Raw genomic sequence first — 13071 nt, forward strand, 5'->3', positions numbered from 1 at the left:
TTGATAAATAGACATGTAAGAATGGAAAGGACGTGCACGATTTGAACTTTCGTGGTATGACAGATGAACAATTAGCAGAAGAGTCATTAATCGACTTAGCATACGCACTACTAGAAGATAAAAAACAAGCAATGCCGTTAAATGAATTATTAAAAGGAATTCAAGCTTTAAATGGTATTTCGGATGAAGAATTAAAATCTCGTTTAGTACAATTTTATACAGACTTAAACGTAGAAGGCCGTTTCTTATTAAACCATGAAAATGGCTGGGGTTTACGTGAGTGGTATAAAGTAGAAACAATCGAAGAAGAAACAGCGCCAACAATCAAGACACGTAAGAAGAAAGCAAAAGCTGTTGACGACGAAGACGAAGATGAAATTATCGACCTTGAAGAAGAGGATGTATTATTCGAGGAAGACTATGATGAATTCGTTGACGACGATGAAGAAGAGGAAGAAGTGGATGAGGACATCGACTTCGTTGAAGAAGACATTGAAGAAATCGATTCTGACATCGATGAAGAAATAATCGATGAAGATGATACATTTATCATCGAGGATGATGAAGAAGAATTAGAAGAAGAGCTAGATGAGGAATTAGAAGAAGACGAAGATATAAAATAAGATTTCCGCATTGGAAATTGAAAGTGCTTGACTTCTATTTCAGTTCCGTATAATCTTTTACTTGGGCTCCTTTAAAAAGGAGATTGACCGTATAAGTTATACGCTCCCCCTGCAAAATAGTGCAGGAGGAGCGTTTTTTATTTTTTCATGCGTTTTAATTAGAAAAACATTCCCTTGCATTTAAGAAGCAAAAGAGTGTTTTTCTAATTTGTTTTAAAAGAAGGAGGAATTTGTATGACAAAGTATATTTTCGTAACAGGTGGGGTAGTTTCATCACTTGGTAAAGGGATTGTAGCAGCATCTTTAGGTCGTCTATTAAAAAATCGTGGATTGGAAGTAACAATTCAAAAATTTGATCCATATTTAAATATTGATCCAGGTACAATGAGCCCATACCAGCATGGTGAAGTTTTCGTAACAGATGATGGTGCAGAGGCGGACTTAGACTTAGGTCACTATGAGCGTTTCATCGACATTAACCTTGGTAAACACTCAACTGTTACTTCAGGTAAAGTATATCAATCGGTACTAAACAAAGAGCGCCGCGGTGATTACAATGGTGGTACTGTTCAAGTAATTCCTCACGTAACAAATGAAATTAAAGATCGTATTCAGCGTGCTGGCCGTGAAACTTCTGCTGATGTTGTCATTACGGAAATCGGCGGTACTGTAGGTGACTTCGAATCACTTTCTTTCCTTGAAGCGATTCGTCAAATGCGCCGTGATTTAGGTCATGAAAATGTTATGTATATCCACTGTACTTTAATGCCTTATATCAAAGCAGCCGGTGAAATGAAAACGAAACCGACACAACACTCTGTAAAAGAGTTACGTTCATTAGGTATTCAGCCAAATATCATCGTTTTACGTACAGAACAACCTGTACCACAAGATATGAAAGAAAAAATCGCGTTATTCTGTGACGTACGACCTTCTGATATTATCGAATCACGTGATGCGGAACATTTATATGAAGTGCCATTAAATCTTCATGCACAAGGCTTTGACCAAATCGTTCTTGATCATTTTGGCATTACAGCGCCAAAAGCGGATATGACAGATTGGAAAGAGCTTGTACACTTAGTGAAAAACTTGGAGCACAAAACACGGATCGCTTTAGTAGGTAAATACGTAGAATTGCAAGATGCGTATATTTCAGTTGTAGAAGCATTGAAACATGCTGGATATGTATACAATTCAGATATCGAAATCGACTGGATCAATGCAGAACACGTTACAGCGGAAAATGTTGATGAATTATTAGGACAAGCAGACGGTATTTTAGTACCAGGTGGTTTCGGCGACCGTGGTGTTGAAGGGAAAATCGAATCAATCCGTTATGCACGTGAAAACGATGTACCGTTCTTCGGTATTTGCCTAGGCATGCAAATGGCAACAGTAGAATTTGCACGTAATGTTATGGGCTTGGAAGGTGCACACTCAACAGAACTGGACAAAAACACGAAATATCCGATTATCGATTTCTTACCGGACCAAACTGAAGATACAGATATCGGCGGAACATTACGTCTTGGTTTATACCCATGTAAATTAAAAGAAGGATCTCGTGCACGCGCGGCATATAATGGTGAAGAGCTAGTTTATGAACGTCACCGTCACCGTTACGAGTTCAACAATGAATTCCGTGAAGCAATGGAAGCGGAAGGTATGGTATTCTCAGGTTTATCTCCTAACAATAAGTTAGTAGAAATCGTTGAGTTACCGGAAAAGAAATTCTTTGTGGCTGGTCAATTCCACCCAGAATTAATTTCACGTCCACAACGTCCACAACCATTATTCCGTGAGTTCGTTGGTGCAGCGTTTAACAATAAAAAGTAATTGATTTTGCACGTCCTGCTTTAAGGGACGTGCTTTTTTCTTAAGAATTGTTTCATTACATAAAAAGACGACTCTCAAGCCAACAGGCCATAAGAGTCATCGTTAAATTATGCGAATGGTGACGGGTGGCTGTCCATTAATTCGTCATCTTCTTCATCATCGTCCACGAGCATTTCATCGAATTCCATCTTAATCGCTTCATAAATATATAAAGCTGCTATAAGGTGCGGGAATACGATGCGTTCGCCGAGTTTTGCAGGATGCGGTAAAATGCCGCCGCGAACTTTCAATGAAATATACGTATAAGCAAGATCGCTCAACGGATTGTCATCACCGGCCACTTCACTTGCGACAGCCGCAAATGGAATGAACTCTGCATGCAGTTGCTGTGCAAGGTTTAAAGCCTGTTCATCTGTTGCATGACGCGTAAAAATAATGACACGGTCAGCAGGCAAAAGTTCAACATTTTCTGTATAGCGGGCAAACTTGGCAAATTTACTTTCCCCAAGCTCTGCATTGATTGCAACAGCTTCCATTTCACCAAATGCCGCAAAGTAAATTGTTCCTTGCCCAATTGCTGCCTGTGCCAATAATCTTGCAGTTTCTTCAATAGATTCTTCTTCAGTTTGCTGAATGCGCTGCAGAAGACCTGTTAATTGCGTAGTTAAAATTTTAGACATATTTACACCTCAAAGTTATTATAAAATTGTGTACATAAAAAAGCAAAAACACAAACTCTCTCCGTAAAAGAGGGGAAAGCAATTTATAATCGAATGTAATTAGTATAAATTATTATTATAATGGGGGATCACATTGAAGGGGATATTAATAGTAGACGATCAGCAAGGAATCAGGATGCTTCTAAATGAAGTATTTAAAAAAGAAGGATTCACAACTTATTTAGCCGCAAACGGATTTGATGCGATAAAAATTGCACAGGAAAATGCACTTGATTGCGTTTTGCTGGATATGAAAATACCCGGAATGGACGGACTGGAGATTTTAGCCCGTTTGAAAGAAGATCACCCGGAGCTGCCTGTAATGATGATGACTGCCTATGTGGAGCAGCATATGATGGACAGAGCGAACGAATTAGGGGTAGTGAAATATTTTACAAAACCTTTTAATATTTTTGAAGTACGGGATGAGGTTAATAAATTAGTAGAAAAGACTGAAAAAATATAAATGAAACAGGCGAGCAGGCAGTAGCGCATACTGTCTGTTTTTGTTATGATTAATCTAAATGTTTTTGTCATTTCATGTGATTTTGCATAGAATTGACGATGAAAAAATACTTAAAAAAAGCATTTTGTGCAAACTATGTTTTTATAGCAGCAAACTAATTATGTATCTTCGAGGAGGATTTTAATAATGGCATTAGTTTCAATGAAAGAAATGTTAATTAAAGCAAAAGCAGAAGGTTATGCAGTAGGTCAATTCAATATCAATAACCTAGAGTGGACACAAGCCATTTTACAAGCGGCAGAAGAAGAAAAATCACCGGTAATTCTAGGTGTCTCTGAAGGTGCCGGGAAATATATGGGCGGTTTCATCGCTGTCGTAAAAATGGTTGAAGGCTTAATGGAAAGCTACAAGACAACTGTGCCAGTAGCAATTCATTTAGACCATGGTTCAAGCTTCGATAAATGTAAAGAAGCAATCGATGCTGGTTTCTCTTCTGTTATGATTGACGCTTCACATCATCCATTCGAAGAAAATATTGAAACGACTAAACAAGTTGTTGACTATGCACATGCAAAAGGCGTATCGGTTGAAGCAGAACTTGGTACTGTAGGCGGCGAAGAAGACGGTGTCATTGGCGGCATTATGTACGCAAACCCGCAGGAATGTAAAGCATTGGTTGAAGCTACAGGTATTGACTGTTTAGCTCCAGCATTAGGTTCTGTTCACGGTCCATACAAAGGTGAACCAAACTTAGGATTCGCTGAAATGGAAGAAATCTCTACATTAACAGATGTACCGTTAGTATTACATGGTGGAACAGGTATTCCAACTAAAGATATTCAACGTTCAATTTCTTTAGGTACAGCAAAAATTAATGTCAACACTGAAAACCAGATCTCGGCTACGAAAGTAATCCGTGAATTTTTAGAAAATGATAAGAAAACATATGATCCACGTAAATATTTAGGTCCAGCTCGTGAAGCGATTAAAGCAACAGTAATCGGTAAAATGCGCGAATTCGGCAGCTCTGGAAAAGCTTAATTGATAGAATGAAGCTTCTTTCACAGAAGTCTTTATTCTAAAGCTTTGCTTAAAAGACAGCTGAATTATTACCTATTTAATGCGGAATAATGAATCCACAAAAGAAAAGTGCATAAAATAAGCGTACTTTTCTTTGTGAACACGTGTTTTTCAACATAAGACATCTCGTTCACAACTTGAGCGAGATGTGTTTTTATAATCAAATGTAAATCAATCGGAGGCTATTATAATGAAATTTTTTATCGATACAGCAAACTTTGACGAAATTAAAGAAGCATACTCTTGGGGGATTCTTTCAGGTGTAACGACAAACCCATCATTAGTTGCAAAAGAATCAGGCGTGAACTTCCACGACCGCTTACGTGAAATTGCAGAGCTAGTAAACGGCTCAGTTTCTGGTGAAGTCATTTCTTTAGACGCTGAAGGAATGATTCGTGAAGGGGAAGAATTGGCAGCGATTCACCCGAATATTACTGTTAAACTTCCAATGACTCCGGAAGGATTAAAAGCATGTAAACATTTCTCTGAAAAAGGGATTAAAACGAACGTAACATTAATTTTCTCTGCTAACCAAGCATTAATGGCAGCACGCGCAGGCGCATCTTATGTATCTCCTTTCTTAGGACGTTTAGATGATATTGGTCAAGATGGCGTAGAGTTAATCCGTGAAATTGCTGAAATGTTTGCTATCCACGAAATTGACACGGAAATTATTGCCGCATCTATTCGTCACCCGCAACATATTACGCAAGCTGCATTAGCTGGCGCACATATTGCAACAACTCCATACAAAGTTTTACAGCAACTGTTTAATCATCCATTAACAGACAAAGGAATTGAAGGATTTTTAGCGGATTGGGCAAAGCGTGAAGGGAAATAATAAGAATACCTCACAGCAGTCTAATTTACTGTGAAATCTTTTCCAATGTAAGGGAGAACACAAAATGGATGTTTATAAAATTCAAGGCGGAAATCGTCTAAAAGGTAAAATAACCGTTAGCGGTGCAAAAAACAGTGCAGTTGCTTTAATTCCTGCATCAATTTTGGCTGATTCTTCCGTTACCATTGGAGGAATTCCAGAGATTTCAGATGCATGGACGTTAAAGGCACTACTCGAAGAAATTGGCGGCGAAGTAACATTTGAAAATGGCAAGATGACGATTGATCCATCAAAAATGGTTGCAATGCCGCTGCCAAACGGCAATGTAAAAAAATTACGTGCTTCCTATTATATGATGGGTGCCATGCTCGGCCGCTTTAAACAGGCGGTAATCGGCATGCCAGGCGGATGTTTTTTAGGGCCGCGTCCAATTGATCAGCATATTAAAGGTTTTGAAGCTTTAGGAGCAAAAGTAACAAATGAGCACGGTGCAATTTATTTACGCGCAGAAGAACTAATCGGTGCGAAGATTTATCTGGACGTTGCAAGTGTCGGCGCAACTATTAATATTATGTTGGCGGCAGTGCGTGCAAAAGGGAAAACTACAATCGAAAATGCAGCGAAAGAGCCTGAAATTATTGATGTTGCAACACTATTAACGAATATGGGTGCGAACATTAAAGGGGCAGGAACGAGCGTTATTCGTATTGAAGGTGTCGATGAGTTAAAAGGCACAAAACATACAATTATACCGGACCGGATTGAGGCAGCTACATTTATGATTATGGCTGCAGCAATTGGTGATGGTGTACTCGTCGATAATGTTATTCCGCTTCATATGGAAGCTGTCACAGCGAAACTTCGTGAAATGGGTGTAAGTGTTGAAGAGAATGAGGAAAGCATCTTCATTTCCAAGCAAACGAAACTGCAGGCAGTTGATGTTAAAACACTTGTCTATCCAGGATTCCCGACCGATGTTCAACAGCCTTTATCTGTATTAATGACACAGGCAGAAGGCACATCGATGATTACAGATACGATTTACTCTGCCCGTTTCAAGCATATAGACGAACTGCGACGTATGAATGCAAAAGCTCGTGTTGAAGGCAATACAGCCATCATTCAAGGACCTGCATCTTTGGAAGGATCCACGGTAACGGCAACGGATTTACGCGCGGGTGCGGCATTAGTATTGGCTGGACTTATCGCGAAAGGTGAAACAGAAATTCACGATATTTACCATATTGAGCGCGGCTATAGTTCATTAATTGAAAAGCTGTGTGCAATCGGTGCAAATATTCGTAAAGAGTCCATTGTCATTAATACAAAGAATAATGCATAAATTTGCTATTATTCGTGATCAGAATCGCGCAACGATGAGAGTATGATAATATATATTTGGGTAATAAAAATATGTTAGTTCATAATACAATTCAAAAAAGCAGTTAATTTAGGCTGTTAAAATCGGTTTTAACCGATTACAGGAGGCAAACACAAAATGGAACGTAGTTTATCAATGGAAGTAGTACGTGTAACAGAAGCAGCAGCGATTGCATCAGCGAAATGGATGGGACGCGGACTTAAAAATGAAGCGGACGACGCAGCAACAACAGCGATGCGTGTTATGTTTGATACAATCCCAATGCATGCGACAGTTGTAATTGGTGAAGGAGAAATGGATGAAGCACCGATGCTTTATATCGGTGAAGAATTAGGGCTTCGAAATGGCGGACCTGAAGTTGATATCGCAGTAGATCCATTAGAAGGTACAAACATCGTAGCAAAAGGTACAAATGGTGCGATGACAGTACTGGCAATTGCAGACCGTGGCAATCTATTAAATGCGCCTGATATGTATATGGATAAAATAGCTGTAGGACCGGAAGCGGCAGGAAAAGTTGATATTAACGCTTCTGTAACTTACAATTTATTGCAAGTAGCTAAAGCAAAAAATAAAGATATTTCCGATGTAGTAGCAACACTTTTAGACCGACCTCGCCATCAGCATATTGTCGATGAAATTCGTGAAGCCGGTGCACGTATTAAATTCATCCAAGACGGTGATGTAGGTGCAGCGATCAACACAGCATTCGATGAAACTGGTATCGATATTATGTTCGGTATGGGTGGTGCCCCAGAAGGTGTAATCGCAGCAGTTGCTTTAAAATGTTTAGGCGGCGATTTCCAGGCGAAACTAGTGCCTGAAGATGAAGAACAGCTTGCACGTTGCAAAAAAATGGGTGTCGACGTAGATAAAGTATTAATGATGGAAGACCTGGTAAAAGGCGATGATGCGATTTTTGCAGCAACAGCTGTAACAGATTCCGAGCTTTTACGAGGTGTTCAATATAAAGGTTCCTACGCACTTACTCATTCAGTTGTTATGCGCGCGAAAACAGGAACAGTACGTTTTATCGAAGGACGCCACAGCATTGAAAAAAAACCAAAGTATGACCAAATTTAACTTCTCATATAATGTAAGTAGCCTCAAATAGAAAATGCCCATTTTCAAATTACTTGCACTATAATATAATAAATGCCCAGTGTAAAAACTGGGCATCTTTCAAATAAAGTGTAGTATACTTCTCTTACACAAATTCCTAAAATCTTTCAATAACTTAATTTTTCAAATTAAATTTTAATAGACTGGAGAAAACGTATGACAGCATTAACAATTGCTCAATTAGAAAGCATGACATTAAAAGAATTATATGCTTTAGCGAAGCAATATAAATTATCAAATGCTAGTAAGCTAAATAAAAAGGAACTAATTTTTGCAATCTTAAAAACCCGCTCTGAACAGGAAGGTTTCTTCTTTATGGAAGGTGTTTTAGAAATTATTCCTACAGATGGCTTCGGATTCCTGCGCCCGATTAACTACTCTCCTTCAAAAGAGGATATTTACATTTCTGCTTCTCAAATTCGCCGCTTTGATTTACGAAATGGTGATAAAGTTTCAGGTAAAGTGCGTCCGCCAAAAGAAAATGAGCGTTACTACGGCTTGCTGCAAGTGGATGCTGTAAACGGCGAGGACCCTGAAGTTGCAAAAGAACGTGTGCATTTCCCTGCATTAACGCCGCTTTACCCGAATCGCCACATCAAATTGGAAACGGTTCCTACAAAACTTTCGACGCGTATTATGGATTTAGTAGCGCCAGTCGGTTTTGGACAACGTGGTTTAATTGTTGCACCGCCAAAAGCCGGTAAAACATCTTTATTAAAAGAAATTGCCAACGCGATTACGACAAATCATCCGGAAGCGGAACTGATCGTACTACTAATCGATGAGCGTCCGGAAGAAGTAACGGATATCGAGCGTTCAGTAAATGCGGATGTCGTATCTTCAACGTTTGATGAAGTACCTGAAAACCATGTAAAAGTCGCGGAAATCGTATTGGAACGTGCAAGACGTCTAGTAGAGCAAAAACGCGATGTTATTATTTTAATGGATTCGATTACGCGTTTGGCACGTGCCTATAACTTGGTAATTCCGCCAAGCGGCCGTACACTTTCAGGTGGTATTGACCCTGCTGCATTCCACCGTCCGAAACGTTTCTTCGGTTCTGCCCGTAATATTGAAGAGGGCGGCAGTTTAACAATTTTAGCGACTGCACTTGTTGATACAGGCAGCCGTATGGACGAAGTAATTTATGAAGAATTCAAAGGAACGGGTAACCTTGAACTGCACTTGGATCGCAGCCTGGCAGAACGCCGTATTTTCCCTGCAATCGATATCCGCCGTTCAGGTACACGTAAAGAAGAGCTTCTTATTCCGAAAGACCAGTTGGATAAATTATGGGCTATCCGTAAAACATTCAGCGATTCACATGACTTCGGTGAAAAGTTCTTACGCAAACTGCGCACAACAAAAACAAACGAAGAATTCTTCGAAAAGCTTGATACAGATATGAAGAAAGCAACGAACGGTAAAGGGTTGTTATAAATTTTAGAAGATTTGCCGGAATGGAAATCAGGTTCTTAATATATTGAGGAACTACATATATTCAATTTCGTAAAATAATATAAAATAGTTGCAACCTTTTTTAAAACTTGCTATACTTCTTTAAGTATGAAACGTGCACATATATAGCTGACCTCAACACATTACGTATGTAGTGACATATTCGGGCTATGTAAGGTGCAGTTCGAAAATACTCTGTTCCGGATGGTTCAGGGCGAGAGGAGAAAACGAATATGAAACAAGGTATCCACCCAGATTACAAAGTAGCAACAGTAACTTGCTCTTGTGGTAATTCTTTTGAAACAGGTTCAGTTAAAGAAAAGATCTCAATCGAGTTCTGTAACGAATGTCACCCATTCTATACAGGTCGTCAAAAGTTCGCTTCTGCTGACGGACGTGTAGATCGCTTCAACAAAAAATATGGTATGAAATAATACCTCTGCCCATTTCCGCATTGCCGGAAATGGGTTTTTAATTTTTACGGGGGTCTGTTTCGTTTTATTAGAAGATATTGCGCAGTTATTTGAAGATATTTGAGGGTTATTAGACAATCTGAAACGTTTATTTGAAAATTGCGACCGGATATTAGAAGATGTACATATTATATTAGAAGTTCTGACTTTTATTAGAAAAAATAAAAATATATTAGAAGAAATTAGAAGATATTAGAAATCTTTCGCACAGGTTTCTCTTAAGAGAAAGATTCTCGTAAATACAGCACCTTTTGCAATAGACGTATGGCGAAAAACTAGCTAAGATAAAAGAAGTGAAAAGTTGACCTTGAGTTTGATGCTCAAGGTTTTTTATTGGTGAAAAACGAACTTGTAATTTTTATTAGAAACGAGGAAATAGAAATGGCGCAATTATTTTATAAACATGGGGCGATGAACAGCGGGAAATCGATTGAAATTTTAAAAGTTGCCCACAATTATGAAGAGCAAAATAAAGCGGTACTGATTTTTACTTCTGGAATTGATACGCGCGATGAAGTCGGAACGGTTTCAAGTCGAATTGGCTTAAAGCGTCCGGCGATTGCGGTTTTTGAAGATACGAATCTATACGAAATCGTGGAAAAACACGACGAAAAATTATATTGTGTACTTGTAGACGAAGTACAATTTTTATCAAAAGAACATGTTTTGCAGCTGACACAAATTGTCGATGAGCTGAACATTCCGGTTATGGGCTTTGGATTGAAAAATGACTTCCAGAACGAGCTGTTTGAAGGCAGCCGTTACATGATGATCTACGCGGATAAAATTGAGGAAATGAAAACAATTTGCTGGTTCTGCCATAAGAAAGCGACAATGAACTTACGAGTAGATGAAAACAAAAAACCGGTCCGCACAGGTGATCAAATTCAAATTGGGGGTAATGATAGTTATTACCCTGTTTGCCGCAAATGCCATTCCAATCCGCCACTATAATTTAAATAGATGAAATGACAATGTGTAAATGATATGAAGAAAGTTCAACATAGATGTAGCAACAACCGTAAAATTTCTTTATACTAGTAAAGGTGCATTTTAACGTAACTCGTGAGAAGACGAGTGAAATACAACGATTAATAAAATAACTTTTAGAGGTGAACTATAGATGTTTGATCGTTTACAGGCGGTTGAAGACCGTTACGAAAGATTAAATGAATTACTAAGCGACCCGGATGTTGTGAGCGACTCCAATAAGCTTCGTGAATATTCAAAAGAACAATCCGATATTCAGGAAATGGTAGATGTCTACCGTGAATACAAATCGGTAAAAGAACAATTGGCGGACACACGCGAATTAATGGAAATTGAAAAAGATGCAGATATGCTGGAAATGATGAAGGAAGAGTTTAACGATTTAAATAAACAAGTTCCTGAGTTAGAAGATCGTCTTCGTATTTTATTAATTCCTAAAGATCCGAACGATTCGAAAAACGTAATTATGGAGATCCGCGGAGCTGCAGGCGGTGACGAGGCCAATATTTTTGCTGGTGACCTATTCCGTATGTATACACGCTATGCGGAAACGCAAGGCTGGAAAGTAGATATAATGGAAGCAACACCAAACCCGGCAGGCGGCTTTAAAGAAGTAATTTTCATGATTAACGGTCAAGGTGCCTATTCGAAATTCAAATATGAAAACGGCGCACACCGTGTGCAACGTGTACCAGCGACAGAATCACAAGGCCGTATCCATACATCAACTGCTACGGTAGCGTGTTTACCGGAAGTGCATGTAGAAGATGTAGAAATTCATGAAAAAGATATTCGCGTTGATACATTCGCGTCATCTGGTGCGGGTGGTCAGTCGGTAAATACAACGATGTCTGCTGTTCGTATGACCCATTTACCGACAGGCGTTGTCGTTTCGATGCAAGATGAACGTTCACAAATTAAGAACCGTGAAAAAGCGATGAAAATTTTAGTTGCGCGTGTAGCGGATAAACACCGTCAGGAAGCACAGGCTGAAATCGATGCAACTCGTAAGACAGCAGTAGGAACAGGCGACCGTTCTGAACGTATCCGTACTTACAACTATCCACAAAACCGTGTAACAGATCACCGAATTGGTTTAACGATTCAAAAACTTGACCAAATCGTTGAAGGTAAGCTGGATGAAATCATCGATGCACTTATTTTAGATGAGCAGGCAACACGCTTATCAAATTTGAATGAAGATGCATAAAACTATTTTTGAGGCCCTGAATGGGGCTTCTTCTTTTTTAGAGGAAAACGGTCGCGAAGGAAATGCCGCACGAATTTTATTGCAGCATATTTTACAGACAAGCTACTCAGGATTAATGATGAAAATGCACGACACTTTACCCGAAGAACAGCAACAGCAGTTTGATGCTTTTATCCAAGCACATGTGGAAGGACGTCCCGTACAGTATATAACGGGTGTCGAAGAATTTTATGGACGGTCATTTATTGTAGATGAATCGGTACTGATTCCTCGTCCGGAAACAGAAGAACTGATTGTTGGGACGATTGAGCGGATCCGTAAATTATTCGGAGATCAGCAAAACCTGAAGTTTGCCGATATCGGGACAGGCAGTGGTGCCATTGCCATTACGATGAAAAAGGAATGTCCGCTGCTTAATGTCACAGCAACAGATCTTTCACCGGCAGCACTTGCAACAGCACAAAAAAACGCAGTGCAGCTGCAGGCAGAAATCACATTTAAACTCGGTGATTTAACAGAACCGATTGCAAATGAAAAATGGGATATTGTCCTTTCCAATCCCCCGTATATTGCCTATGGGGAAATGGAGGAAATGTCTGATGTCGTTGTGGCGCATGAACCTCATCAGGCATTGTTTGCCGATGAAGACGGACTCTTGCTTTATCGTAAACTAGCAGAAAATTTACCATCTCTTATGAACAAGCCTGCATTAATTGGTCTGGAAATCGGTTATACACAAGGAGAAGCGGTAGCAAACTTTTTCAAAAAAAGCTTCCCCGATGCTCATGTATCAGTCGTACAGGATATAAATAAAAAAGATCGTATAGTTTTTTGTGAAATTAGTGAATAAAAAATAGATTCCTTGTAAA

General features: G+C 39.2%; 13 protein-coding genes. 12 read left to right on the forward strand and 1 reads right to left on the reverse strand.

Annotation, left to right across the window (positions count from 1 at the left end):
• The first annotated feature begins 32 nt into the window (after positions 1-32).
• A complete protein-coding gene (rpoE, locus tag MKY71_RS02810) occupies positions 33-623 on the forward strand; it encodes a DNA-directed RNA polymerase subunit delta (protein WP_339175114.1) in 591 nt (196 codons plus the stop codon).
• A gap of 234 nt (positions 624-857) precedes the next feature.
• Positions 858-2462, forward strand: coding sequence for a CTP synthase (locus tag MKY71_RS02815; protein WP_340731531.1), 1605 nt, complete (start codon positions 858-860; stop codon positions 2460-2462).
• Between the two features lie 107 nt (positions 2463-2569).
• Here MKY71_RS02815 and MKY71_RS02820 read toward each other — a convergent pair whose 3' ends face one another.
• The gene (locus MKY71_RS02820) at positions 2570-3142 is read right to left on the reverse strand and encodes a DUF2529 domain-containing protein (protein WP_339175116.1); all 573 of its coding nucleotides are present in this window, start codon (positions 3140-3142) and stop codon (positions 2570-2572) included.
• Between the two features lie 133 nt (positions 3143-3275).
• Between MKY71_RS02820 and MKY71_RS02825 the strand changes: the two genes are divergently transcribed.
• The 10 genes from MKY71_RS02825 (at position 3276) to prmC (ending at position 13052) form a co-directional block, all read left to right on the forward strand.
• Positions 3276-3647 (forward strand): response regulator, encoded by a 372-nt coding sequence (locus MKY71_RS02825; RefSeq protein ID WP_079524626.1) that lies wholly within the window; start codon positions 3276-3278, stop codon positions 3645-3647.
• Positions 3648-3833: 186 nt separating this feature from the next.
• Complete coding sequence (locus MKY71_RS02830; protein WP_079524627.1) at positions 3834-4688, forward strand: class II fructose-bisphosphate aldolase; 855 nt, start codon at positions 3834-3836, stop codon at positions 4686-4688.
• A 229-nt stretch (positions 4689-4917) separates the two neighbouring features.
• On the forward strand, positions 4918-5568 hold the full coding sequence (fsa, locus tag MKY71_RS02835) for a fructose-6-phosphate aldolase (protein ID WP_079524628.1): 651 nt from the start codon (positions 4918-4920) through the stop codon (positions 5566-5568).
• A gap of 64 nt (positions 5569-5632) precedes the next feature.
• The gene (locus tag MKY71_RS02840; RefSeq protein ID WP_339175117.1) at positions 5633-6910 is read left to right on the forward strand and encodes a UDP-N-acetylglucosamine 1-carboxyvinyltransferase; all 1278 of its coding nucleotides are present in this window, start codon (positions 5633-5635) and stop codon (positions 6908-6910) included.
• 156 nt (positions 6911-7066) lie between these two features.
• Positions 7067-8032: a class II fructose-bisphosphatase gene (gene glpX, locus MKY71_RS02845; RefSeq protein ID WP_340731532.1), complete on the forward strand. Its 966-nt coding sequence runs from the start codon at positions 7067-7069 to the stop codon at positions 8030-8032.
• Between the two features lie 195 nt (positions 8033-8227).
• Positions 8228-9511 carry a transcription termination factor Rho gene (gene rho, locus MKY71_RS02850; protein WP_079524631.1) on the forward strand — a complete coding sequence of 428 codons (1284 nt, stop codon included), beginning with the start codon at positions 8228-8230 and terminating at the stop codon, positions 9509-9511.
• Between the two features lie 251 nt (positions 9512-9762).
• Complete coding sequence (gene rpmE / locus MKY71_RS02855; RefSeq protein ID WP_008404481.1) at positions 9763-9963, forward strand: 50S ribosomal protein L31; 201 nt, start codon at positions 9763-9765, stop codon at positions 9961-9963.
• 420 nt (positions 9964-10383) lie between these two features.
• Positions 10384-10956, forward strand: coding sequence for a thymidine kinase (locus MKY71_RS02860; protein ID WP_339197501.1), 573 nt, complete (start codon positions 10384-10386; stop codon positions 10954-10956).
• A 169-nt stretch (positions 10957-11125) separates the two neighbouring features.
• Positions 11126-12202, forward strand: a complete 1077-nt coding sequence (prfA, locus tag MKY71_RS02865) for a peptide chain release factor 1 (protein WP_340731533.1) — start codon at positions 11126-11128, stop codon at positions 12200-12202.
• A complete protein-coding gene (gene prmC, locus MKY71_RS02870) occupies positions 12189-13052 on the forward strand; it encodes a peptide chain release factor N(5)-glutamine methyltransferase (RefSeq protein ID WP_340731534.1) in 864 nt (287 codons plus the stop codon). The genes prfA and prmC overlap by 14 nt, the downstream gene beginning before the upstream one ends.
• The last annotated feature ends 19 nt before the right edge of the window (positions 13053-13071 follow it).

Source organism: Solibacillus sp. FSL W7-1324, from assembly GCF_038008025.1.
GTDB lineage: Bacteria > Bacillota > Bacilli > Bacillales_A > Planococcaceae > Solibacillus.